The sequence below is a fragment of the Halobacillus halophilus DSM 2266 genome (assembly GCF_000284515.1).
In the GTDB taxonomy this organism is placed as follows: Bacteria; Bacillota; Bacilli; order Bacillales; family Halobacillaceae; genus Halobacillus; species Halobacillus halophilus.
The window spans coordinates 780,307-804,047 of the sequence record NC_017668.1 but is presented as its reverse complement, the minus strand read 5'-3'; the positions used below and the strand labels follow the sequence as shown (position 1 = coordinate 804,047).

At 43.0% G+C, this 23,741-nt stretch carries 23 protein-coding genes, 1 riboswitch and 1 other annotated feature; of the genes, 10 read left to right on the top strand and 13 right to left on the bottom strand.

What is annotated here, in order from left to right:
- Positions 1 to 64 precede the first annotated feature (64 nt).
- From HBHAL_RS03970 to HBHAL_RS03950, 5 genes are all read right to left on the bottom strand, one after another.
- The gene (locus HBHAL_RS03970; protein ID WP_014642061.1) at positions 65 to 1,327 is read right to left on the bottom strand and encodes a glutamate-5-semialdehyde dehydrogenase; all 1,263 of its coding nucleotides are present in this window, start codon (positions 1,325 to 1,327) and stop codon (positions 65 to 67) included.
- Between the two features lie 20 nt (positions 1,328 to 1,347).
- The gene (proB, locus tag HBHAL_RS03965) at positions 1,348 to 2,475 is read right to left on the bottom strand and encodes a glutamate 5-kinase (RefSeq protein ID WP_223254256.1); all 1,128 of its coding nucleotides are present in this window, start codon (positions 2,473 to 2,475) and stop codon (positions 1,348 to 1,350) included.
- Positions 2,476 to 2,581: 106 nt separating this feature from the next.
- Positions 2,582 to 3,424: a pyrroline-5-carboxylate reductase gene (gene proC, locus HBHAL_RS03960; protein WP_014642059.1), complete on the bottom strand. Its 843-nt coding sequence runs from the start codon at positions 3,422 to 3,424 to the stop codon at positions 2,582 to 2,584.
- Positions 3,425 to 4,216: 792 nt separating this feature from the next.
- Positions 4,217 to 4,546 carry a thioredoxin family protein gene (locus HBHAL_RS03955; RefSeq protein ID WP_014642057.1) on the bottom strand — a complete coding sequence of 110 codons (330 nt, stop codon included), beginning with the start codon at positions 4,544 to 4,546 and terminating at the stop codon, positions 4,217 to 4,219.
- Positions 4,547 to 4,633: 87 nt separating this feature from the next.
- The gene (locus HBHAL_RS03950; RefSeq protein ID WP_014642056.1) at positions 4,634 to 5,245 is read right to left on the bottom strand and encodes a DUF421 domain-containing protein; all 612 of its coding nucleotides are present in this window, start codon (positions 5,243 to 5,245) and stop codon (positions 4,634 to 4,636) included.
- Positions 5,246 to 5,350: 105 nt separating this feature from the next.
- Positions 5,351 to 5,559 (top strand) — a binding site (T-box leader).
- A 38-nt stretch (positions 5,560 to 5,597) separates the two neighbouring features.
- Between HBHAL_RS03950 and argS the strand changes: the two genes are divergently transcribed.
- From argS to HBHAL_RS03920, 6 genes are all read left to right on the top strand, one after another.
- Complete coding sequence (gene argS / locus HBHAL_RS03945) at positions 5,598 to 7,280, top strand: arginine--tRNA ligase (RefSeq protein ID WP_014642055.1); 1,683 nt, start codon at positions 5,598 to 5,600, stop codon at positions 7,278 to 7,280.
- Positions 7,281 to 7,424: 144 nt separating this feature from the next.
- Positions 7,425 to 8,849: an MDR family MFS transporter gene (locus tag HBHAL_RS03940; RefSeq protein WP_041601543.1), complete on the top strand. Its 1,425-nt coding sequence runs from the start codon at positions 7,425 to 7,427 to the stop codon at positions 8,847 to 8,849.
- A gap of 304 nt (positions 8,850 to 9,153) precedes the next feature.
- Entirely contained in the window at positions 9,154 to 9,381 is a 228-nt protein-coding gene (locus HBHAL_RS03935; RefSeq protein WP_014642053.1) for a hypothetical protein, read from the top strand.
- A 772-nt stretch (positions 9,382 to 10,153) separates the two neighbouring features.
- The gene (locus HBHAL_RS03930; RefSeq protein ID WP_014642052.1) at positions 10,154 to 10,912 is read left to right on the top strand and encodes a poly-gamma-glutamate hydrolase family protein; all 759 of its coding nucleotides are present in this window, start codon (positions 10,154 to 10,156) and stop codon (positions 10,910 to 10,912) included.
- Positions 10,913 to 11,047: 135 nt separating this feature from the next.
- Positions 11,048 to 11,752 carry a hypothetical protein gene (locus HBHAL_RS03925; RefSeq protein WP_014642051.1) on the top strand — a complete coding sequence of 235 codons (705 nt, stop codon included), beginning with the start codon at positions 11,048 to 11,050 and terminating at the stop codon, positions 11,750 to 11,752.
- A gap of 225 nt (positions 11,753 to 11,977) precedes the next feature.
- Positions 11,978 to 12,502, top strand: a complete 525-nt coding sequence (locus tag HBHAL_RS03920; protein ID WP_014642050.1) for a ribonuclease H-like YkuK family protein — start codon at positions 11,978 to 11,980, stop codon at positions 12,500 to 12,502.
- Positions 12,503 to 12,541: 39 nt separating this feature from the next.
- On the opposite strand, the gene HBHAL_RS03915 is transcribed toward HBHAL_RS03920, so the two are convergent.
- From HBHAL_RS03915 to HBHAL_RS03880, 7 genes are all read right to left on the bottom strand, one after another.
- On the bottom strand, positions 12,542 to 13,195 hold the full coding sequence (locus tag HBHAL_RS03915) for a peroxiredoxin-like family protein (protein ID WP_014642049.1): 654 nt from the start codon (positions 13,193 to 13,195) through the stop codon (positions 12,542 to 12,544).
- A gap of 50 nt (positions 13,196 to 13,245) precedes the next feature.
- Complete coding sequence (gene eutH, locus HBHAL_RS03910; protein ID WP_014642048.1) at positions 13,246 to 14,346, bottom strand: ethanolamine utilization protein EutH; 1,101 nt, start codon at positions 14,344 to 14,346, stop codon at positions 13,246 to 13,248.
- 152 nt (positions 14,347 to 14,498) lie between these two features.
- On the bottom strand, positions 14,499 to 14,972 hold the full coding sequence (gene msrA, locus HBHAL_RS03905) for a peptide-methionine (S)-S-oxide reductase MsrA (protein WP_014642047.1): 474 nt from the start codon (positions 14,970 to 14,972) through the stop codon (positions 14,499 to 14,501).
- A gap of 119 nt (positions 14,973 to 15,091) precedes the next feature.
- A riboswitch (SAM riboswitch) is annotated at positions 15,092 to 15,211 on the bottom strand.
- 177 nt (positions 15,212 to 15,388) lie between these two features.
- Positions 15,389 to 16,087, bottom strand: a complete 699-nt coding sequence (locus HBHAL_RS03900) for an AIM24 family protein (RefSeq protein ID WP_014642046.1) — start codon at positions 16,085 to 16,087, stop codon at positions 15,389 to 15,391.
- Between the two features lie 590 nt (positions 16,088 to 16,677).
- Positions 16,678 to 17,208, bottom strand: coding sequence for a chromate transporter (locus HBHAL_RS03890; RefSeq protein ID WP_014642045.1), 531 nt, complete (start codon positions 17,206 to 17,208; stop codon positions 16,678 to 16,680).
- Positions 17,205 to 17,780, bottom strand: a complete 576-nt coding sequence (locus tag HBHAL_RS03885; RefSeq protein WP_014642044.1) for a chromate transporter — start codon at positions 17,778 to 17,780, stop codon at positions 17,205 to 17,207. Before HBHAL_RS03885 ends, HBHAL_RS03890 begins: the two co-directional genes overlap by 4 nt.
- 39 nt (positions 17,781 to 17,819) lie before the next feature.
- Complete coding sequence (locus HBHAL_RS03880) at positions 17,820 to 19,433, bottom strand: gamma-glutamyltransferase family protein (protein ID WP_014642043.1); 1,614 nt, start codon at positions 19,431 to 19,433, stop codon at positions 17,820 to 17,822.
- A 131-nt stretch (positions 19,434 to 19,564) separates the two neighbouring features.
- Between HBHAL_RS03880 and HBHAL_RS03875 the strand changes: the two genes are divergently transcribed.
- On the top strand, positions 19,565 to 20,095 hold the full coding sequence (locus HBHAL_RS03875) for a DinB family protein (protein ID WP_231853974.1): 531 nt from the start codon (positions 19,565 to 19,567) through the stop codon (positions 20,093 to 20,095).
- Between the two features lie 42 nt (positions 20,096 to 20,137).
- Here the strand turns inward: HBHAL_RS03875 and HBHAL_RS03870 are convergent, their stop codons facing one another.
- Positions 20,138 to 21,619, bottom strand: coding sequence for a Na+/H+ antiporter NhaC family protein (locus HBHAL_RS03870; protein WP_014642041.1), 1,482 nt, complete (start codon positions 21,617 to 21,619; stop codon positions 20,138 to 20,140).
- A 191-nt stretch (positions 21,620 to 21,810) separates the two neighbouring features.
- Between HBHAL_RS03870 and HBHAL_RS03865 the strand changes: the two genes are divergently transcribed.
- From HBHAL_RS03865 to HBHAL_RS03855, 3 genes are read left to right on the top strand one after another with little or no spacing between them, the layout of a single operon-like run.
- Positions 21,811 to 22,158 carry a PadR family transcriptional regulator gene (locus HBHAL_RS03865; RefSeq protein WP_014642040.1) on the top strand — a complete coding sequence of 116 codons (348 nt, stop codon included), beginning with the start codon at positions 21,811 to 21,813 and terminating at the stop codon, positions 22,156 to 22,158.
- Entirely contained in the window at positions 22,145 to 23,170 is a 1,026-nt protein-coding gene (locus HBHAL_RS03860; protein WP_014642039.1) for an HAAS signaling domain-containing protein, read from the top strand. The genes HBHAL_RS03865 and HBHAL_RS03860 overlap by 14 nt, the downstream gene beginning before the upstream one ends.
- The gene (locus HBHAL_RS03855; RefSeq protein ID WP_014642038.1) at positions 23,163 to 23,705 is read left to right on the top strand and encodes a GNAT family N-acetyltransferase; all 543 of its coding nucleotides are present in this window, start codon (positions 23,163 to 23,165) and stop codon (positions 23,703 to 23,705) included. Before HBHAL_RS03860 ends, HBHAL_RS03855 begins: the two co-directional genes overlap by 8 nt.
- Positions 23,706 to 23,741: the final 36 nt, after the last annotated feature.

Below are 23,741 nucleotides of genomic sequence, written 5' to 3'. Positions count from 1 at the left end.
ATCCCATTCCCAATATAAAAAAGGAACCCCTTATTAGGAGTCCCTTCTCATGTCATACTTTATTTTATCTAATTTGACCCGTACCTTTCATAAGAAACTTCACAGTCGTAAGTGCTGGAAGCCCCATTGGGCCACGGGCATGTAATTTTTGTGTGGAAATGCCGATTTCTGCTCCGAAACCTAGAGCGCCTCCATCCGTAAAGCGAGTCGAGGCATTGTGGTAGATCGCTGCTGCGTCTACGATAGCTAAGAATTTATCAGCTGCCTCCTGATTTTCGGTGACGATAGCTTCAGAGTGTTTTGTGCCGTACGTTTCGATGTGGGCAATCGCATCAACAAGATCGTCGACAGCTTTCACAGCGATATCTGTACTTAAATATTCATTTTTCCAGTCGTCTTCACCGGCAGGCACGGCGTCTGGAATAATAGTAAGGACATGCTCATCTCCATGTACATGGATGTTTTCTTTCTTCAGAGCACTAATTAGCTCATCACTGTGTTGAGCCAGCCAATCCTTGTGCACAATTAAGGTTTCTGCTGCGTTACAAACGGCAGGACGGTCTGTTTTTGCATTCACAAGGATGCTGATGGCTTTTTCCACATCGGCATCTTTATCAATATAGATGTGGCAGTTTCCTACACCTGTTTCAAGCACAGGAACCGTTGCGTTTTCCACAACTGCCTGAATCAGTTTACCTCCGCCACGTGGGATGAGTACGTCGACATGTTCTTTCATGGTGAAAAGCTGGTTTGTTGCGGCACGGTCTGTGGACGCAATAAACTGCACGGATTCTTGTGGGATTTTTGTTTCCGCCAGGGCTTTGTGGATAACTTCTACGATTGCCTGGTTAGAATTAATAGCTGAAGATCCGCCTTTCAGCACGATCGCGTTCCCGGATTTAAGCGCAAGACCGGTTGCGTCTACAGTTACGTTTGGACGAGCTTCATAGATCATGCCAATTACGCCAAGAGGCACGGTAACTTTCTCAACTTGAAGTCCGTTTTCAAGCGTCCAGTCTGAAAGCTTTTTACCAGTCGGATCTTCAAGTTCAGCTACATCGCGTAAGCCTTGTGCAAAGTCACGAATTCGCTCTTGTGATAAAGAAAGTCGATCCATAAATGCTTCCGTAAAGCCTTGTTCTCTTCCGTTTCGTAAATCCTTCTCATTTGCTGCAAGAATCGCTTCGAAATCACGTTCCAGAACATCCGCGATATGGTGAAGAGCATCGTTCTTTTCCTTATCGGAAAGAATCATTAAACTCTTGGACGCTTTCTTCGCTTCAATCGCTTGTGCTTCAACGTTCACATTATCTTTTGTTAGTGTCATCAAAGACCTCCTTGATTATTTTAAACGCCTGCGGGCAGGGCTACGTCTAAATGGCAGACAAAATCTTTACGTTCAATCGCTGCTTTTTCATAAGATTCGAGTTCAGGTTCTGTTAGAGTAATCATTTCCTTCATTTGCTCTGAGGAATAATTCACTACGCCCAGACCAATCTCTTCGCCTTCTAAATCATGAATACGCACAACGGCACCTTTTTTGAAACGTCCTTTTACGTGGTGCACATTCATAGGAAGCAAGCTTCTCTTCATTTCTACAATAGATTCTTTAGCGCGATGGTCAATAATGACTTCGCCTTCAGGACCGGAGTTAAAAGCAATCCATTGTTTCTTCTGGTCGAGATTCTCGGTTTCCGGTGCGGTTTCGAAATAGGTTCCTCTTGCGTTGTGGTAGACAGCATCATAAACAATGTTGTCGGTACCTGCTTTTCCTAAGAAGGAAGATATACCGGAAGCCATAGAAATCTTAAAGGCGTCTATTTTGGATTTCATGCCCCCTGTACCGACGGCGCTTCCTGGGTCGCCAGCTGCTGCTTCAATCTCTGGGGTGATTTCGTGGACTTTATTGAGTAGTTCAGCATCCTCATTTTTTCTAGGATCTGCATCATATAAACCATCGATATCCGATAAGATCACTAATTGATCAGCATCGACAAGTCCAGCTACTTTAGCGGACAATGTATCGTTATCACCGAATTTCAAACGGTCGATGGTGATGGTGTCATTTTCATTTACGATGGGGATGATTCCGCGTTCAAGCAATACGTTAATAGTATTACGAGCGTTGTTATAACGATCTTCATCAGAAAAATCACTGCGTGTGATTAATATCTGGGATCCAATATAACCATTAGACAGGAAAAGATCGGAATACGATTCCATCAGTAATCCCTGACCAATAGAGGCGGCGGCTTGTTTTTCAGGTAAAGTGCTTGGACGCTCCAGGCATCCGAGCTTACGGTAGCCTGCCGCTACTGCACCCGAGGATACGAGTAATACTTCGTGGCCATCGTCCTTTAATTGGACGACTTCATCTACTAGTTTTTCGAGTTTCCGACGGCTAATTTCACCGTGCAAACTGGTTAAAGAACTGCTTCCTATTTTTATAACTACCCTTTTTTTATCTTGAGTCAACATATCACTCCTATTTAACGTATTGCATCGAGTTATTTATTTACTGCTATTTACTTACTGCTATTTACTTACTGCTATTTACTTACTGCTATTTACTTACTGCTATTTACTTACTGCCTACTAACAGGCCTTCTATTTCTTTACTTAGTTCTTTCGAGCGTCCGGCTGCACCTTTAATAGCTGCTGAGATCGCGTCTCCGCCGCCACTTTCTTCCAGTGCATCAAGACCAGCCGCTGTCGTACCGTTTGGAGAGGTAACTTTTTTACGAAGTTCCGCTGGGCTTTCTTCGCCCTCCAGCATCATTTTTGCTGCACCGAGCAGGGTTTGTGCTCCAATTTCCCTGAGTGTTTTGGAATCCATACCCTCTGCACGGCCAGTTTCCTCAATATGCTCCATTAAATAGTAGAAATAAGCAGGACCGCTTCCGGCAATTCCGGTAAAGACATCCATTTTATCCTCTGGAATAATGAAAACTTCTCCAATAGACTGTAGGAGAGCCTTAGACACTAGAACATTTTCCATGTCTGTATAGTGGCCAGGGCACATTGCGGTTGCTGATTCGCGAAGCGTACTGGATGTGTTCGGCATCACTCGAATAACTTCCTGACCATCATTGAGACGGTCTTCCATATATGAAGTAGAAATGCCAGCGAGCACGGATACAAGTACTTGATTCGGATTTAATTTATAACGTAAGTCTTCAAGTACGGCATCAATATCTTTTGGCTTCATAGCCAGAATAAGTTGATCCACTTGTGAAAAGTCTAAATCATCTTTTAATACTGTACGTACTCCATATTTATCATTAATCTCATTTAATCGATCTTGATTACTTCGATTGGTTACAATGATCTGATCTGCTGAAATGTTCCCGGATTCAACCATACCTGAAATCATAGCTTCAGCCATAGAGCCTGCACCTAAAAAAGCAATCGTTTGTTTGATCATTTGAGTTAATCTCTCCCGTTCGTATTTTTTGTTCGCTTTCTTTATGACGTTTTTCATCATAACACTGGCAAAAATTGAATCAAGGGGTATTTACCAAATGATGTCTATATGAGCCAATTAGTTAGTGTAAACGGTTTCAAAGCGAGATATTTCATCCTCATCGCTTCTCATCGCAAAAAATGACTTCTCACGGCTGTATTTGAGAACTGATTTTTTACGAATTCCCATATAAAACCCAATAATACGAATTAAGTAAATATTCAAAAAACTTATCGTGGTAGGGGTTATAGCAATTTTCCAAAACCTTTTCCTCACGTTGCTTAATCCAGAAAAGTTCCCGTTTGTTTAAGACTTGATTTCGAGATATTTGTTGAGCGGAAGGTCCTCCGGGGACGATTTCGCTTTCCGGCCCTGCACGACGCAGGGTCGTGTAGGGCCAAATGTGGAATCACCCCGATAGACACGACCAGCATAAGCCGCTCACCAAAAGGATGGCGGTTTTTCCATCCGTTGATGAGCGGCTTATGACTCGAGTGTCTGGGTGATGGAACAAGACGAGTTATTTCCCCACCAGCCCTTCTCCACATATCGTAACGGACCCGAATTATCTCGAAACTTAGTCTTACATTATCCGGCTCTTTAGTGGAGTATCTTGTATCAGATTTTATCTACGACGTTTAGTGGAGCTTTTTCAAAAGACAGCTCCAACCTCTTCCGTCCTAAGAGTGTTTCAATAAAATCGCACAAAAAAACTTACGGGCTTATGGCGCCCGTAAGTTTCTTATTTTCTGCTTAAACTTCATTAATAAAATGATTATACTTCACCAGCTGCTGATTCAGTTCTCCAAGTGGTACGAAGCGTGCTTTTCTGAACAGCTCCTTACCTTCAGAGAAAACAAGGACTGCCGGAACAGAGAACACAGAGAACTGCCCGGCTGCTTCAGGTACTTCGCTTGCGTCCACATGGACAGATGATATGCCAGGGTATTCCTCCAGCAACTCCTCGACCTGTGGTTTTAACGAGTGGCAGACGGAGCAATTCGGTTGTGATATATAAACAAGTGACAATCGTTCACGGTTAATAAACGATTGAATAGATTCTAATGAATGTAATGAATTCAAATAACTCACCTCTAATTAATCTTGTTTCTATTGTACCAAGATTTAACCAGAGTTTCTTTCATTCTGCCTATGTGTTAAAAAACGCTTTTACTGTAGGCGGTCTGGAATATCCTTCTGGTTTTTTTTCGTTTCCACTTCCTGAAAAATGTTTGCTGATTGTGCTGTCTGCGGTGCCTGGTATGCCGTATTCGATCCTAACAGGTTCTTTAAAGCCATTAATTCTTTCCGTACTTCTTCTACGTCCTGTTTGGTAGCTGGTTTATAATTTTCTTTCAGTTCTATACCAATCTGACCGTTAGGTTCGAGGGTCGCTGATTTTACGTCCTGAATTGAGGTAACGCTTTGCTGTCTCAATTTCATTTCCAACTGGTCAACGGTCAGCCTCATTTTCTTTAAGTTCTGATCATTTAATTGACCATTTACGATCACTGGCTTAGATTTCCCTGTTAAAAATTTTTCCATAAAATCAAATTTCACTTGCATAAATTCCATAGCAATCAAGGTTAATACGAGCACTCCACCTACGCCAAATGTAACCCACACGTTTCTCCCGGCAACCGGCTGAATCAACAGGGAACCGATCGCAATCATAATGACTGTCTGAGACAGCGTCATTTGAGAGATTGATTTACGCCCTGCAATTCTAAGGATAATCGTCCCTACGATGATAATCAGTATCGCTTTCCATATCCAGTCCATAACACTCTCACCTCATTTCCATGATATTTTTCCCACGTCATCCATTGTTATTCCATAATCATCTTGCAAATCCAAGCTCCATCCGCTATACTTTTCTAAAATTAATTAAATTCCAAAAAAAAAGAGAGTAGCTTATGTGTGAGGGGCAAGCGATTCAGGGACGGTGAGAGCCTGAACCTATATCCGTAAGTGAACCGGACTTTTGAGAAGCCTGCCTGAATCAAGTAGGGATAGGCCGGGGCAACCCCCGTTAACAATACCGAGTGGCTATACAGCTATAAGAGTGGTACCGCGAGTTATACCTCGTCTCTTTCAGGAGACGAGGTTTTTTTAATTGAAGGAGGAATTATAAATGGAAAAGCACATTCTGGCTCTACAGCTATCCCATCTTCTAGGTGAACAGTTTTCAAGAGAATGGGTGTACGACAAAATTGAAATTCCTAAACAACCGCATTTAGGGGATTTAGCCTTTCCCTGTTTTTCATTGGCTTCTTTCTTTAAAAGAAATCCCAAAGAGATCGCTTCTCAGCTGGCACCGCAGCTTAAACATGATCTATTCGCAAAAGTTCAAACAGCAGGCGGGTATATTAACATTTTTCTAAATCAGGCTTTTGTGACGGAGCAAACCATGAAGCAGGTACTTACCGATCCATCCTCTTATGGAAGCCACTCCTTCGGCACAGGTAAAACGGTCGTATTGGATATGTCTGCACCGAATATCGCTAAACCTTTTTCTATGGGACACCTCCGCTCCACAGTTATAGGAAATGCTCTCTCGAATCTGGCGGAAAAATGCGGCTATACTACCGTAAAAATTAACTACATAGGGGATTATGGCACTCAGTTCGGAAAGCTTCTTGCTGCTTACCAGCACTGGGGCAATGAAGAGAAGGTACGAGAGAATCCCTTAAAGGAACTTACGAAAATTTATGTCCATTTTCATCAGGCCTCAAAAGACGATCCTTCCTTAATTGAAGAAGGAAGGGAATGGTTTAAGAAACTGGAGCAGCAGGACGAAGAAGCACTAAAGCTGTGGAAATGGTTTAAAGCTGTATCCCTTGAAGAATTCGAAAAGGTTTATGAACTTCTCGGTATTGAGTTCGATCTGACTCGAGGAGAAGCTTACTACAATGACAAAATGGACAAAACGGTGAAGCTGTTGCAGGAAAAACAACTGCTTGAAGAATCTGAAGGTGCCCAAGTGGTTCGTCTTGATAAAGAGGGGCTTCCTCCCTGCCTGATCCAGAAAAGCAATGGAACATCCATTTATGCGACAAGAGACTTAACGGCTGCTATTGACCGTTATCAGACATATGAATTTGAAGAAGCTCTCTATGTTGTGGGACATGAACAATCGTTACATTTTGAGCAAGTGAAGCATGTATTACTCAAACTTGACTTTGACTGGGCAGATCAGCTTAAGCATATATCTTTTGGTATGATGCTCACAGATGGAAAGAAAATGTCCACACGTCAGGGGAAAACGATCCTGCTTGAGGAAGTACTGAACGAAGCTATACAACAAGCTGCCTCCAATATTGAAGAGAAAAATCCCGAATTACAAAACAAGGAGGAAATTGCGAAACAAGTGGGTGTTGGAGCCGTGATCTTCCACGACCTAAAGCACGATCGCCGCAATGATGTAGAGTTCTCGCTTGAAGACATGCTGACTTTTGAAGGAAACACTGCTCCTTACCTGCAGTATGCTTATGTCAGAGGACGCTCACTGCTTGAAAAAGGAGAATTTCACATAGAAACAGCAGACGCTTCTCTCAAAGAAGAACCTGCCTGGCCACTTGTGAAATGGGTCCGCCATTATCCAGAGACGGTTTTTAAAGCCAATACAAATCATGATCCTTCCATCATCGCTAAATACCTACTTGAGCTAACGAAGGCTTTTAATAAGTATTATGCGGACACAAAAATCCTACAGAATGACCAGCAGAATGCTCGCTTAACCCTTATTTACGTCTTTACGGTTGTTCTAAAAGACGGGCTCCGTCTGCTAGGTATTGAGGCTCCTGAACATATGTAGGTGTAAAGTACTTTTACTATCGCTCCCTCATTTCTTCCTTTATAATAATAGGTTGTGACTGCTAAAAAAGGAGGCTTACTTGTGGACGATAAAACCAAATATGAATTTTTAGCCGACGATCCTGACTTTAATGTAAAACCCGTTATGATTTCACTGATTATTGGGGCGTTCTTTGCTATTTTAAATGAAACGCTTTTGAATATTGCTTTGACGACATTAATGGAACAATTTAACATTACCGCTCCTGTGGTACAGTGGATGGTTACCGGCTTTATGCTGGTGATGGGAATACTGATTCCCGTTTCTGCTCTGCTGCTTCAAACGTTTACCACGAGACAAATGTTTCTAGGGACGATGACTATTTTTACGATTGGGACTTTAATCTGTGCTGCTGCTCCCTCGTTTGGTGTTCTGCTTGCTGGCAGACTGCTGCAGGCGGTTGGAACAGGATTATTAATTCCGATTATCTTTAATACATTCCTGCTTTTATTTCCACCCGAACGACGCGGGGCAATTATGGGCATGATTGGACTTGTCATCATGTTTGCGCCGGCGATTGGTCCCACATTATCAGGGATTATCGTGGAGTATTTAGGATGGAGATATTTGTTTATTACCGTTATTCCATTTGCTCTATTCTCAATTGCATTCGCCTATAAGTTCTTAAAAAACGTAGGAGAAGTAACAAAACCAAAAGTCGATATTCTCTCTATTGTACTTTCCACTGTCGGTTTTGGCGGAATTGTACTAGGGTTTAGTTCAGCTGGAGAAGGAGAAGCGAGTTTCCTTGATCCCCAGGTACTTGCCATGATTATCGCGGGGGCTGTATCCCTCATCTTCTTTTCAATTCGCCAGCTGAAACTGGAAGAACCGCTTCTTGACGTACGCGTATTCCAATATCCGATGTTTACCATCGGTCTTGTGTTATTCATCATTGTAATGGTTTCGATGTTTTCCTCCGAAATCATTCTGCCGATGTATATGCAGGGACCACTCGCTCTCCCTGCTGCAACAGCTGGACTAATTCTGCTGCCAGGAGCTTTATTGAATGGCCTCATGTCTCCAGTAATGGGAAAACTTTTTGATAAGTTTGGTCCGAGACTGCTGATTATTCCAGCGACAGCTATCCTGATGGGAACCTTGTTTTCCTTGAGCCAAGTGAGTATGGATACACCCATTTGGCGGATCGCACTTAGCTACCTATTGCTCATGCTCTCCATATCGGCCGTTATGATGCCAGCTCAGACGAACGGATTGAATCAGCTTCCTAAACGTCTTTATCCTCACGGTACGGCAATTATGAATACTTTACAGCCCGTATCCGGTGCTGTAGGAGTTGCTGTGTTCATCAGTCTGATGACTACTAGAGAGGAAAGCTATTTAAACAATGCACAAAATCCTGAATCTGAAACGGTCATGAGTCAAGCACTTGTCGCCGGTGTTGAACTGGTTTACTTTATTGCCTTTACTTTAGCTGCCATCGGATTTATCGCTTCCCTTTTCGTTAAACGAGCGAAACAGACAGAGCACGAAACACCTGGAGAACACGAGGCAGTTGGAGAACATTAAGCACCTAAACGAATCCCCACCCGTCAGACGGATGGGGATTCATTATGTAACCAGGGTAAACCTACCTGCAGATCATTCCTCTCTCAAAAACCTATATTCAGGGTACGTGTACTAGAACAAAAAGGATTCTTTAGATTTAAAAGAGACGTTCACGGGAATGATTCTAGTATCATGAAAGATGAAGATAACCCTTCGTGCGTGTAAGGATCCATTATGAAAGCATACTGGAGAGGGTGAATGTTTCGCGGCAAACCTCATCATAATTTATAATAGGAGTAAGTATGAGTGATAGGAGCGGATATCTATGTACCCGATTTATTATGCAGTGGTGATCATCGTTTCCATCATAGCCCTTGTCAGCACAATCATGATTGCTAAGGAAATGACCAAACAGGAGAAGAAAAGCTCTTCCAAAAATGAAATTGATAGTCTGAAAAACGAAACTAAAAATTCGAGCATACCTATGCTTACGGTTATTTATTCCATTACTTTTGTCCTCTCTATTATTCTCATCTGGATTTTTATCTTATAGCACAGAATATAAGGAACTCTTCCCCCTCAGGAAGGTTCCTGTTTTTATGGAAGTTATTTAACCTTGTCCGAACGATTCAATCATTGTTATTCGTAAGCTCTGTTAAACGCAGTTGTTTATTTTTTTCAGAAAAGGTTTATTACGCAATAGGGCCGGATTGTGGAAGACTCAGTTTCGAGATATCGGTTTGTAGGTAAGGTCCTGCGGGGGACGATTCCGCTTTCCGTGGGCATGTGCTGAGCCTCCTCAGTCTTCGACTTCCGGGGTCTCACCGATCATGTTTATCCCACAGGAGTCTTCATCGTCCCCCTTCGGACCTTGCTGAAATGAGAGACTCGAAACATTGGCAAAAATCACTTGGATTGGAAATATAGAAATCATGCCATGAGTCCCCGTTTTCTCTAGGTAATGTTAGAAAAAGCCTGGTACTACTGGATTTAGAAAGGATCAACTTCAACGCCTACACTACTAAAGAAGGGTCCGTTCCTCTTAATAGAGTGGGGGTGGTGGGGAAATGATGAGACTCCCATGGGAGAAGGGACTAGGTGAGATCCCGCAGAGAGTGAAACGAGCGAGGAAGCTCACCGTTCCCCCATAGGAAAGCGAGTTATTTCCCCACCAGCCCTTGTCCATCTAACGTAAAGGACCCATTTATCTCGAAACTGAGTCTTCAAGTAACGGGAGCTTTTCTGTAAGATCAACACTGCGATTTAACAGATCCTATTCGTAAGGTCCAGTAAAGATTGGACACTTTAGAGAGAGTGTGATGCCTATGTTTAAAACTAAATTAATTATTGGAGCGTTTACGCTGGCTGCTTCTGCGGCTGCCATAACCCTGCTGCTTCAAAATAACATCTTTAGCAGAAGCTTTTCTTCCGTGGAGTGTCCAGCAGAGGGTGATCGATTCTGCACATTCACGGAGTTAAGTGACGTATACGAAGAAAGTGAAGATTGGGAAATCAAAAAACGCCAATCCCCAAATAGCCGTGTACTCGTAAGTGCCATTCATGGAGGAGGAATTGAGCAGGTAACTTCACAGCTGGCAGATGCTGTTGCCGGGAAAGAATACAGTTTTTATACCTTTAAGGGAAAGCTTAGTTCCGGAAATTTTAATAATTTACATATAAGTTCTGTCAATTTTGATGAACCTCAGGCTCGTTCTATGGCGAACGAAGCGTCAATCCATATTTCCATCCATGGGGCTGAAGGGGAAATGAAAAGAACACTACTAGGTGGATTAAACGAGGATTTGAGAGGCTTAATTTCTGAGCATTTAGAATCAAGCGGCTTCCGTGTTAAGGAAGCCCCCGAGCACCTGGACGGCGACCATCCAAATAATATTGTGAATCAAACTAAAACCGGAGAGGGCGTTCAGTTGGAACTAACACGAGCGCAAAGAAAAGCATTTTTTGAAAATGGAACGATTAGCTACAGTTCCAGAAATGATGCTACTAACCAAACGGAAGCCTTCACACAATACAAAGCAGCCATCCGTGATGCATTAAAAGAGTACAAAGAGAGAAATCTTTAATCTGGCATCGTTGTGGTTCCTTCTTCTTGTCATTTAATTCAAATTGGCACATACACTGTACTAGCTCCAAGCTGCCCTGCCCTGGACGATTGAACAGCAGCGAGATTAACATCACAGAGTAAAGGAGATCATCACATGAGACTGCTTGGTTTGAAGTTGATTAATTTAGCCAGCTTTATGTATCTGCTCACCGCTTCCTTCTTCTTATCACAAAATTTGCAGCCATCTACCGCTAATGTATATGTTATGCCTGCCCCGTTTGCCTTTTCTATTTGGTTCGTTATTTACTTACTTCTTTTCATCTTTCTAATGAAATCATTCTTTGCAAATGAAGAGCTTGATCGTGTCGTTGATCATATCGGGCTATGGTTTCCTTTAAGTATGTTCCTATCCGGGACTACGGTTATTGTAGGAACCACTCCGTCGCTACTATTCATTACTTTATCGTTGCTTACCCTCTGTGTGGTATATACGATCATTCAAAGACTTAATCTCTCTACCCAAAAATATAGAACTCCCTTTTCCATTTACCTCGCCTGGACCTCTATAGCTACTATTGTGGATACCTTTGTCGTTTTGAAAGCAAATGGAGTACAAGAACTATTTGCCATTGGAGAACTGGGATGGTCCGCTTTTATTCTTGCAGTAGGGGGACTCATTGCCCTTGCCTTTTATTTTATTCAGAAAGATACGTGGTTTCCTCTCGTTTTCATATGGGGCTATGGAGCAATCTTTGCTTATCAGGAAAACACACTTATCAAATTTATTACAGGTGCTTTTGTCGTCATTCTATTATTCATTATTTTCTTCAGCTGGTTTCAAAAGAACCGTGTTTCTTAAGGAGGAGGGTAATTAAACTCTTTTTGTATCCCTTCTATTACTAATCTTCATTAAATTCTTACATAATTTTATAATAAAGGAGGGATACTCCCGTTATAAACGTGATAAAGTTAAATTACTCCGCCACCTCTTCTGAATCTGCATTCAAGTAAGAGTTGATGAATATCTTATAATAAGGAAGGCAGCATGTAATGCCCTTGCTTAACATACAAAGGGGTGACCGAGATGGAAAAGGACCTCAAGTTCCAAAACATAACCCACAAAAAGATGGACTTTGATCAAGTATTTGACCATATCCTGACCTTCATGAAAAAGGATCCGCTCGGAAATTACCGTTTAATGCTTGGTACTGATTCTCAAATCCACCCTTCTCATACCATTTTTATTACAGGGATCGTCATCCAGCGTGTTGGAAAAGGCGCGTGGGCGTGTTTCTGTAAGAAGCTTATTTCACGGAAAATGACCACGCTGCATGAACGAATCTCCTATGAGACATCACTTACCGAACATATCGCTTCTTTATTCACGGAAGATAAGAAAAATGAAATGATTGATATCATTCTGCCTCATATTTATAAAGGGGCTACTTTTACAATGGAGGGACATATTGACATTGGTTCAGGAGAGCGGAACCGGACAAGACTATATGTAAATGAAATGGTAGCCCGAATTGAATCGCTTGGGATCGAACCGAAAATTAAGCCAGATTCGATTGCCGCGAGCAGCTATGCTAACAAATACACAAAATAAAAAAGCACAACCACAGTCGAACTGGGGTTGTGCTTCCTTTTATACTCGTACTTTTTTTAATTGCTTCAGTACTTCTGAAGGCTCTGCACGATCTTTGTAGTCTTCTTTGGTGTATTCATAAACAATGGTTCCGTCCTGATCAATAACATAGGTTGTAGAAACAGGAAGAGTCCACGCTTCATCCCCGTTATGCTCGTCCACTCGCAAACCTTTTTCTTTGTACACTTCCACAAGATAATCCGGCAGCTGATAAACGAGATTATACTGATTAGCCGTTTCATTTCCAACATCACTTACAACATGGAACTGGAGGTCATTTTTCTCAGCGGTGGATAAAGAGTGATCAGGCTGTTCAGGACTGATCGCAATTAGTTCGCCCCCACTATCGTGAATGTCACCAAGAATCTCCTGGTAAGCCCGGAGTTCCATATTACAATAAGGACACCAGCCTCCACGGTAAAACGTCAATATGACAGGTCCTTCTTCCAGTTGTTTGTATAATTCTATTGAATTTCCCTTCGCATCAGGAAGGTTGAAATTGGGAGCTTTTTCGCCTTCGGATAGACCTTTTCCATCAGAAGATTGCTCCAGTTCTTGAATGGCCTGCTTCATTTTCTCTTGCACATCTCCAGGAGCCGTCGCTTTGAATTTTTCAATGTATTCGTTGTAGCGCTCTTTCATTTCTGTCTTCACAGGAAAAAACTCCTTTATGGTTAGGTTCACGTCGATTATAGCCTAGTTAATTACTTGGTTAAAGTCATCTGCTCATTCCTTCTTGTTAAAAGTAAGGCCATACCTACAGCGAGTCCTCCAGCGATCAGCTTGCCCACAATAACAGGAACAATCATATCTTTTTCAATTCCTGCTACAAAAGCAAAGTGGCTCCCCAGTACAAAAGCTCCACTTACCGCAAAAGCCGAATTCACTATTTTCCCCCGGCGATCCATATGCTTCATCATGGCGAGCATGGGTAAATGATGGGCAAGGGAAGCCAAAAGGCCGGTCATAGCGGAAGCATTTAAACCAATCTTCTGGCTCAACCGATTCCATACCTTTTCCCCTTTTTGATTTAAAAAAGCGATTAAAGGATAAGCTCCTGCAAGGGTAACGGTAATCCTGCCTACAATAGAGACCCCGTCAGAAAGCGGGGCCATGCCTGAAATGAGGGTGAATTCCGTGAGCGTTTCGATCGTAATGGCTGCAAGTCCAGTAATAATAAGGATTTCGACTCCTTTTCCAAACCAGGCAAAGACACGTATAGCCCCATCCGTAAACAACCATAATCCTATCCCGATAAGAATAGAAAGGAGAAGCGCCGGCAATAAGTTTTGCAGCATCCATAACCATTCATATCCTGCGATCGCTCCGCCTGCCAGACAGCCGATCGGGATTGTCACTATTCCGATGAGGATCCCTTTTGCGAAATAAGGACGGTCTTCTTTTTGAATAACAGTAAGAGCGACCGGTATAGTAAAGACGAGCGTCGGACCCATCATAGTTCCTAAAAACGCCCATGAAAACACCGCCGCTTCATCCGTTAAGGCTAACGCTTCGGCCAGGGAATACGCTCCCATATCAATCGCTAAAATCATAGAAGCAAACATAGAGGGATCGGCACCCAGTGCTTTAAAGACAGGACCAATAACCGGTGCAGCGATTTCTGACAAGACGGGAGCTAGCGAAATGATTCCTACCATGGATAAGGCTAGCGGCCCCATCATCATAAAGGCATCATAGAAATGCTTTCCTAAAGATAAACGCTGATTAAGAACATAGTAATCCAGGGCCCCTGCCACCATAAACAAACACATGATGATTAGTATCGATTCATTGATCCATAACAAATCCGCTCCCCCCCTTCACGAAGCCTATCTCTCACTCATTTCGCTCTGTTCAAAGGTTTTCCCTTCCTGGTTCTGTGCGTAACTTCGCAACCCTAAAAATAAAAAAAGCACTCAGAGTAAATACTCTGAGCGCCTTTCAAGGATAAGCATTTTTAACCGATTCCACATGCTACGGAACCGTTCTTCTGCAAATATTTCTGATGATGCTCTTCCGCTTCATAGAAAGTGGTGGTCTTAACAACCTCTGTTACAATCGGGCGCTTGAATGTGCCTTTTTCATCCCACTCTTTAATTTTTTCTTCAGCAATATATTTTTGACTTGCATCATTGTAAAAAATCGCCGAGCGGTATTGGTGGCCAATATCGGCACCTTGACGATTTTTTGAAGTTGGATCGTGCGTTTCAAAAAAGATATTTACCAGTTCAGAATAAGTAATGACAGTCGGGTCATACTCTACTTTCACAGCTTCTGCGTGACCTGTTTTACCCGTTTTCACCTGTTCATAAGATGGATTATCCAGATTCCCGCCAATATAACCTACTCGTGTAGATGTAATGCCTTCAAATTTTTCAAAGAATGCTTCTACTCCCCAGAAACACCCTGCTCCAAAAATTGCCTTCGCCATATCTCATCTTTCCTTTCCTTTTTAACGCAACTTCTATCGAGAGCCTTCACGGGTATATGACAACGAAAAGACCCCTTTTCTTATCCAAGAAAAGGGGTCGTATTATAGTCCGTACGATCCTCTCATCTCTTAGGATGTCACCATCCTACAGGAATTGGCACCGTTCTCGTCAATCATTAGATTGATTCGATGGTTGCCGGGCATCAAAGGGCCAGTCCCTCCGCCTCTCTGGATAAGAAGTTTCCGTTATTTATTTTTAAGTTATTTCATATCTTACAACGTTTTAGCAGTGAAGTAAAGGATGAAGCTAAAATTTTTTTGGAAAAAAACATATTCAGCTCCCGGTCTTTTACTCTATTCAGACTGTCATAAGAAAATGCCAGTCCATATTGAACTCTCCATCATTCGACAAATCTTTATTTGCCGCGCTCGCCTGAAGTATTAATCTCTTCAAACGGCTGGACGATGACAAAGCCGTCGCCTTTGAATTCCATTTGGATCGATTCTCCACTTCCCCGTCCAATGAGAGTTTTAAAGCTTATATCTGTACGAAACTCAGGCTGCAAATGACCCGACCAGGCGACCGTAGCATTTGGATCGGTAATTACTGGCTGCCCCGGGCGCACCATAATGGTAAGCGGTTCGTAATGAGACGTGATCGCTACTTTACCTCTTCCCTTCAGTTTAACGTTGAATAAGCCGCCCGACATCATTCCGGCAACTTTTTTCATCAGTTGAATATCCCAGTCTACGCCTGGCTCAAAGGCGAGAAGATCATTGCCATTCACTGTAATTTCTTCGTTATCCAGTTCCAGAATAGTAATTTTTTTGCCTTGATCAGCTAAGTAAAGGCTGCCGCGTCCGGTAGCTTTCATCAGAGAGCTTCCTTCTCCACTCATGGCCTTTTTCACGAAACGACCTACACCGTGCTCAAGGAATCCTTCTCTTTCAAATTTGATCTGCCCGTTATACGAGATCATGGATCCAGCTTTAGCCCACACCTGTTCGGTCAGGTTCACTTCCAGGATCCGTGGGGTTTCCAGCTCGAAGTAATCATTCTCAGCGTCGTCCTGCTTTGTTTCTCTTATAAATTGTTCAATAGAATATTTGCTCATTCTTCTCTCCCCTTTAATCGAATAGTTATTTCCTAACTAGGATATTCGCTCTATTCCTAAGGTACTCCTTCTTCACAAAGGGGGATTTTGCTGGAATGATGATTAAAGAGAGTCCGAAAACTGCGAGTTCTTGTACTACCTTAAATTTCCTCATTAAAGATATGCTCCCATTACTTGAAGACTCAGTTTCGAGACAATTGGTGGAGCGGAAGATCCTCCGGGGGACGATTTCGCTTTCCGCGGGCATGAGGTGAGCTTCCTCGGGCTTAACAGCCCTGCGGGATCTCACCGATCATGTTCATCCCGCAGGAGTCTGCATCGTCTCCCTCCGGACCTTGCTAAATAGGGAACTCGATATCATGTTCGGAACGCCATGGTTTACGGTGGGGTTAAACCTATAACAATGAGCGTGCACGTGGGATAACCCCTGCTATAGAAGTATTTAAAGCTGATGTAGGACACTAGCTTCTCCAATAGTAGGGTCCGTTCTTCTCACGTAGCCGCCCCTCATCGATTTCAGGCAATGGACTCAATTTATCTCGAAACTGAGTCTTCAACAATCCGGCCTTTATGTTTAATATCTGCTTTGTTCAACCTAAGAACAAGGCGCCGTATATGAGCGATCCAAGGATTACAAAGGCGGGGTGCAGTTTTACTTTTTCAAGTAACAAGAAACTGGCGATGATCAGGATTACTGTTTGCAGGAACCCTGCGGCTTCATAGGAATTCCAAAAAAACTGGTACGCCATAATTCCAAGAAGCACAGCAATCGCCGGGCGGATTAAATTGGTCATCCGTTTGACCCTTGGCGAATCCTTAAATTTATATAGAACGCTAAGCAGGACAATCATTAAAATAAGCGATGGAGTAACTGTGGCAAAGACACCGACCACTGCACCCAGAACCCCTGCCTGCTGATAGCCGATAAAACCGGCCATTTTTGTAGCAATCGGCCCTGGCAGCGCATTTGCCATAGCAAGCATTTCGCTGAATTCCGTCACACTCATCCATCCAAATCGTCCCACAACCTCATTTTCTACCAAAGGGATTGAAGCAGGACCTCCCCCATAACCAATAATTCCAGGTATAAAAAAAGCAACAAATAGTTTCCAAAAAATCATGATGACTGCTCCTGACTTTTATGATTTGGTTTATCTTTAGCTTTTACAGGTTTAAGCAAAGCATATAGTAACAGCGCAAAGATAAGGAGACCAGGATGCAAGCCGATCCACTCAATCAGTAAGAGAGAGACAACCGCAAGAGATAGCGAGACGATCCACCCCAGATTCCCTTGAGCTTTTTTTAGAAAATCATAAGTCAGCTTGGCAAGCATAACTCCTACCACCGGAACCACGGCTCGTGTCATCCCATTGACCCAGGCCTGGTCGCGAAAACTGTTTAAGGAAGTAATCAGCACAATCATGATGACAATTGTAGGTATAATGGTTGCTAATACAGCATTCAACATCCCTATGATTCCTGAAACTCGATAACCTATGTACCCTGCCATTTTTGTAGCAATGGGACCTGGCAGCGAGTTACCTAAAGCCAGGACATCGCCAAATTCATCGTCCGTGAGCCATTCATATTTTTCAACCACTTCCTTATGGACCAGCGGAATGGAAGCAGGACCTCCTCCATAACCGAGCATTCCCACACGAAAAAAGGCTATAAAGAGATTCCATTGCTGCATTTCTTCTCCTCTCCTTCCAATCCGACTCTCCTCTTTCCTTCAGTAAGCGGAGATCGTGCCATCTGTTCTCGACTCCGTGCCGCCATATAAAACTCCTGTTTCCGGATCACGCCATATGATCTGGCCTCTCCCGAAAGCACCTGTTTCCAGCTGAACGCTGATTTCGTGTCCGCGGCGCGCGAGAGCTTCGGCAACATGCTTAGGGAAGTTCGGCTCTACCCACACTGTTTTGTCTTTCATCCACTGCCATCGTGGAGCATCAAGTGCGGACTGCGGGTTTAAATGAAAATCAACCGTGTTCATAACAACCTGAACGTGGCCCTGGGGCTGCATAAATCCGCCCATGACGCCAAATGGTCCAACGGGCTGATCTCCCTTCGTTAAAAAGCCAGGGATAATGGTATGATACGATCTCTTATTCCCTTCCAGAGAGTTGGCATGCCCTTGTTCCATGGTGAAGTTATGACCACGGTTTTGAAGAGCAATGCCAGTTCCAGGAACCACTAATCCAGAACCGAATCCCATGTAGTTGCTTTGAATAAACGATACCATGTTCCCTTCCCCGTCCGCGGCAGCGAGATACACGGTTCCTCCTTTCGGGGGTACGCCCGCTTCCGGCACGCCCGCCTCTTCTGTAATAGAAGATCTGCGTTCAGCTGAATAATCATCATTTAATAAATCATCGATGTCTACTTCCATAGAAGAGGCATCAGCAATGTACTTTTCTCCGTCTGCAAAAGCGAGTTTCATAGCTTCTATTTGCTTATGATATGTAGAATCACTTTCTTTTTCAAGTATGTCAAACCCTTTTAGCATGTTCAAAGCTGAAAGCGCCACAAGTCCCTGGCCGTTCGGAGGGATTTCCCACACGTTATAACCACGGTAATTCACAGAAATTGGATCAACCCATTCCGGTTGATAGCTGGCTAAGTCTTCTTTAGAAATAAAACCGCCGTACTGTTTAGAAAAAGCATCGATTTGATCGGCTGTTTCTCCATTATAGAAATCTTCCGCATGGGTTTCAGCTATTTTTCTCAAAGTATGGGCATGACCTTCCGAGCTCCAGACTTCACCGATTTCAGGAGCTATCCCATTAGGGGCAAAGGTATCGAACCAGTGGGTGAACTCTTCCCCTTTTAACGTTTCACGGAATTTGGCTGCAGCCATACTCCAGAATTTCCCCAGCACTGGAGAGATTGGATATCCTTCTTCTGCGTATTGAATAGCGGGAGCGAACAATTCTTTAAATGGAAGTTTCCCAAAACGGCGGGATAGTTCTGCCCATGCACCGGGTGCTCCAGGAACAGTAACAGGCTCAAAGCCAAACTTCGGCATCTCATCGTATCCTCGTTTTTTTATTTCTTCCGTAGATATAGAAGCAGGTGAATGTCCACTGCCATTCAGTCCGTAAAGTTTATTTTCTGTCCATACGAGAGCAAAGGCGTCTGAACCAATTCCGTTGGAAGTAGGTTCCACAACCGTTAGCGCGGCGGCGGTTGCTATGGCTGCGTCTATCGCATTTCCTCCTTTTTGCAAAATGGATAGCCCAGCCTGAGATGCAAGCGGCTGTGAGGTTGCAACCATTCCGTTCTTCGCAATGGTCGAATTTCTTGCAGTTTCATAGGGGTGATAGAGATAGTCTAAGTGCTGCATTTAATCGTGCTCCTTTCACTTGTAAGAAAAGTAGAAAAGTAAATTTTTTCAATCTTCTCATCATTTTACTATGTCTTCTATTAAAAGAAAAACCGTTTACATATTTAATAGAGGAAAATAAGCGGCTACATATGGTAGACTCGAAATATCCTATACTTGGAAAGGATGGTTACAAGATGTACGGAATAGAAGAAAAAAGAAACGAATTACTAGCTTTTGTGGAAGAGGTATCTAACGAGGAAGCACGCACGAAACCGGATGAAAATTCCTGGTCTATTTTAGAAGTCTTAGAGCATTTGTACTTAATGGAACAAATGATTGTCCATCAGATGAATCAGGCGATCAAACAGGGGGATGAGCAGCAGGTAAATGAAAAGCCGCTTCATAAGACAACCAACCGCGACTATAAAGTAGAGGCACCTCAACCCCTGAAACCAAAAGGCGAATTCAACACGTTGGAAGAGGCAAAGAAAGGTTTGGAACATACGCGTGAAGCCACTTATTTCCTAGTTCATAATAAGGATAAGGAAACACTTCAGAATCGCGCTTTCCCTCATCCCTCTTTCGGTGACCTGAACCTTGAACAGTGGGTAGAATTTATCGGCTGGCACGAGCTTCGTCATTTAGATCAAATGAAAGAAACAAAAGCTCATATCCAATAAAAAAATCCTCCCTGCGGCAAGCCGCCCAGGGAGGATTTTCTATTACGAATGTTTTGTTGGTTTAACTTCTTCCCCATTTTTCCCACTATAACGTAGTCCCCAGCCAGTCATGGCTGCAACAAACATAACGATGAGCAGTCCCCAGCCCTGGAACACATATGGAAAGACTTCTGTTGGACCAACAACCGGAAGGAAGTCATACTCTTCCGCAGCTCCCTGGATCGTAGCCCATGCGAGAAGCACTCCACCGCTCCACGGAAAAATGTAGCCTAATGATGAAGTCACCGTATCGAGGAAGTTGGCTCTGCGATATGGATGGATATTCATCTCTATCCCAAGCTTTCTGACAAATGGAGCTGCAGCAATTTCTGCCGCTGTGTTTATTGTGATAAACACATTTAAAAAGGCTACAATTCCAAATATCGAAAGTTCCGCCCGGCGAACCACATTTTTAATTATTCCAAGGAAGAAATTTTTAATAACTTCCATTGTACCGGCTACCTCAAGCAAATGGGCAGCAGCCAAAATTAATAGAATTAGAATGGCCATATTAAAATAGCCGCCTATTCCACTCATTAAGGCGCCCTCCACAACAGCCTCTCCAGAATCATTTTTATAAATGTGAAGAACTTTTGTTAAGGAAACACCTGACACAGCAATGAGTCCGATGGAAGTGACGATCCCCCATGTCAATGAGGTAAGCAAGTGATGCCCGCTCAGTGCCAGATAGAGTACGAGAATGAATGGCAGGAGCATAATCAACCCGTCAGGAGCTACTTGCGCCTGCAGCTGATTAATAACTTCTGTACTTCCCTGTTCTCCGCCGCCACCAAAAATAATAAATAGAATAAGAGCCGGAATAGCAGCCGTTATGGAATATTTGAACCTTGAGCGAACAACCCCAGGTACATCTGCTTCCTGAGTAGTCGCAGATACGATGGTGGTATCAGATACAGGAGCCAGATTGTCTCCAAACACCGCACCACTTAAGATAGCGGCAAGTAATATTACGGGATCTGCCCCTAAAATGACACCAGCCGGATACATTAGGACGCCGAACGTAGCTACTGTACCATAACCTGTACCTACGGCCGTTGCGAACAGAGCTGACAATAAGAAAGTAATGGCTACAAAAGCGCCACCTTCTAATCCTGTCTGAAAACCAAACCAGATCAGGCCATCTACAAGCCCACCGGCCGATAATAGCTTCGCAAACATCCCTGCCCAAAACCAGGCGATAACAGCAATAACACCTACGGGCTGAGCCATTCCTGAAAATAAACTTTGAGCATAATCTGCCCACTGGGATTTACAGAAAAACAAACCAATGGCTATCCCGATTACCATCCCAAGTACAAGGGACTGCTCGGTTACTAATTCCGTTACACTTAAGGCAATCGCCCAAATAATGAAAAACACTAAAGGAATCGTCGCAGCAAATACACCACCACGAAATTCTAACCGTCGAATGTCTTTCTCTCCTAATGCTTCATCTATGACTTCGTTACTTTCCTGGTCAGCCACTAGACTCCCTCCTTACTTCAATCTTAAACTTCTTATCTACTTTATCATTGAATTGCTCCTGTTAGAAACTAAAAAAATTTGCCACTTTAAAGCGAAAGGGTTTTACCTTTTAGGACGCCGTAATAATGTTATTGTTATATGTCATACAATGGTGTATGATATACACTATAAAGAGAGAGCGAGGTGGCTCATTGAGTAAATTATTAAATTCCTTAATTACGGAGATGAGAAGGGGCTCTTTGACGCTTGCTGTGCTCAGCCAATTAAAGTCTCCTCAGTATGGATACTCACTTGTTCAGCGCTTGGAATCTTCGGGCATTGTTATTGATCAAAGTACACTTTACCCTTTGCTCAGACGACTGGAAAAACAGGAATTAGTAACCAGCACGTGGGATACGTCGGAAAGTCGGCCTAGAAAGTATTACGTACTGAGTGATTATGGTTATGAGATCTTTAATGAGCTGAAAGCAGAATGGGAAAGAACTTCTTTACAACTTCATAATTTACTACAAGGAGAGGAAAAGGATGGACTTAATTAAACCGTATGTTTACGAGGTCACTCGAAGACTCCCAGAGAAAATGCAGGACGATGTTGCCCTCGAACTCCAATCCACTATTGAAGATATGCTTCCTGAGCATCCATCAGAAAAAGATGTAAGAGCTGTGTTAACGAACCTGGGCGACCCGGCTGTACTCGCCAGACGCTATAGTGATCGTCCTTCCTATTTAATTGGTCCTGCCTTATACGATCAGTATTTGAACATTTTAAAGCTCGTTCTTCCTATTATTATGATCATTGTTGTCATCTCCGTAGTGGCTGAAGAGATTCTTTCTTTCTCTGGTGAAACAAGTATGATTTCTATTATTCTATCGATCTTCATTCAAACCTCTTTTGCGGCAGCATCTGCTGGGATTCAATCTGTGTTCTGGATTACAGTTATTTTTGCTGTTGTCGAACGGTCCACGAAATCAGAGGAGGAACCTTTCGGAAAAGCCTGGACTCCAGATCAGTTGAAGAATAAACCAGCCATTCCAAAGAAACGATTGATATCGAACTGGGAACTGGCAGGGGGACTTATCTGGACCGCTGTTGGCATAACGGTTTATCTGAATGCTTCCCGTCTTTTTGCTATATACGAGCAGGAAAATGGTGAAAGTTTAAATAAGGCCGCCACGATATTTAACGAAGAAATCCTCACTAGTTTTTGGCCTTACATTGCTATATTAGCAGGAAGTTCTCTTGCTATAATCATTTATAAATGGTTCTTAAAGCAGTGGACGATAAAACTGGCTTTTATTAATACACTATATAACGTTCTTTGGATCATTCTATTAAGTCTGATGATCAGCCATCCAGATTTGTTTAATCCAGCCGCTGTTACAGAGCTTGAAACAGCTCTCCAATCCGATTTATCGAATCTAACTCAGTGGATCAGGCTAACGGCTGTAATAACCGCTGTAGTTTTTTCTGGAATAGATATATTTGAGGGATTTAATAAGGCAAGAAAAGGAAGGAAATACAAAAAGGTAGAGGTGGAACAAGTTGATTGAATTACAGAATTTTTCAAGCGAAGATTATGATCAGCTGATTGGCTGGATTCCTACAGAGGCTTTCTTAATGAAATGGGGAGGCCCCATTTTTCAATTCCCTCTGGATCATAACCAGCTGGACTCTTATACCCGCCAGCCTGACCGCATCGTGTATAAAGCATGGGATTCTGAATCCAAAGAAGTGGTCGGACACATTTCTTTAGGAAGAATAGATAAGAAGAATGAATCAGCCCGAATCGGTAAAGTCCTGGTAAGTCCAGAACATCAAAACCGTGGAATTGGAGAACAAATGATTGCCGAGGTTACAGCTATTGCTTTTGAGGAACTTAAGCTTCATAAGGTAGCCCTTGGTGTCTTTGATTTTAATCAACCGGCGATCCGCTGCTATGAAAAAGCCGGTTTTCAAAAAGATGGACTGCTTAGAGACCACCGGAAAGTAAACGGATCATTTTGGAACCTATTAGAAATGAGTCTGTTGCGAACGGAGTGGGAACCACACTCATCCCACCAAAAAAAGGAAGCTTCCTCGTACTAGGAAGCTTCCTTTTTAATAATATGGCTCTTTTAAATT

Excerpts from the sequence above, each read along its gene's own strand:
- HBHAL_RS03970 (WP_014642061.1), bottom strand. The coding sequence starts at position 1,327 with ATGACACTAACAAAAGATAATGTGAACGTTGAAGCACAAGCGATTGAA.
- proC (WP_014642059.1), bottom strand. The coding sequence starts at position 3,424 with ATGATCAAACAAACGATTGCTTTTTTAGGTGCAGGCTCTATGGCTGAA.
- HBHAL_RS03950 (WP_014642056.1), bottom strand. The coding sequence starts at position 5,245 with ATGGACTGGATATGGAAAGCGATACTGATTATCATCGTAGGGACGATT.
- argS (WP_014642055.1), top strand. The coding sequence starts at position 5,598 with ATGGAAAAGCACATTCTGGCTCTACAGCTATCCCATCTTCTAGGTGAA.
- HBHAL_RS03940 (WP_041601543.1), top strand. The coding sequence starts at position 7,425 with ATGATTTCACTGATTATTGGGGCGTTCTTTGCTATTTTAAATGAAACG.
- HBHAL_RS03935 (WP_014642053.1), top strand. The coding sequence starts at position 9,154 with ATGTACCCGATTTATTATGCAGTGGTGATCATCGTTTCCATCATAGCC.
- HBHAL_RS03930 (WP_014642052.1), top strand. The coding sequence starts at position 10,154 with ATGTTTAAAACTAAATTAATTATTGGAGCGTTTACGCTGGCTGCTTCT.
- HBHAL_RS03925 (WP_014642051.1), top strand. The coding sequence starts at position 11,048 with ATGAGACTGCTTGGTTTGAAGTTGATTAATTTAGCCAGCTTTATGTAT.
- HBHAL_RS03920 (WP_014642050.1), top strand. The coding sequence starts at position 11,978 with ATGGAAAAGGACCTCAAGTTCCAAAACATAACCCACAAAAAGATGGAC.
- msrA (WP_014642047.1), bottom strand. The coding sequence starts at position 14,972 with ATGGCGAAGGCAATTTTTGGAGCAGGGTGTTTCTGGGGAGTAGAAGCA.
- HBHAL_RS03900 (WP_014642046.1), bottom strand. The coding sequence starts at position 16,087 with ATGAGCAAATATTCTATTGAACAATTTATAAGAGAAACAAAGCAGGAC.
- HBHAL_RS03890 (WP_014642045.1), bottom strand. The coding sequence starts at position 17,208 with ATGATTTTTTGGAAACTATTTGTTGCTTTTTTTATACCTGGAATTATT.
- HBHAL_RS03885 (WP_014642044.1), bottom strand. The coding sequence starts at position 17,780 with ATGCAGCAATGGAATCTCTTTATAGCCTTTTTTCGTGTGGGAATGCTC.
- HBHAL_RS03880 (WP_014642043.1), bottom strand. The coding sequence starts at position 19,433 with ATGCAGCACTTAGACTATCTCTATCACCCCTATGAAACTGCAAGAAAT.
- HBHAL_RS03875 (WP_231853974.1), top strand. The coding sequence starts at position 19,565 with ATGGTAGACTCGAAATATCCTATACTTGGAAAGGATGGTTACAAGATG.
- HBHAL_RS03860 (WP_014642039.1), top strand. The coding sequence starts at position 22,145 with ATGGACTTAATTAAACCGTATGTTTACGAGGTCACTCGAAGACTCCCA.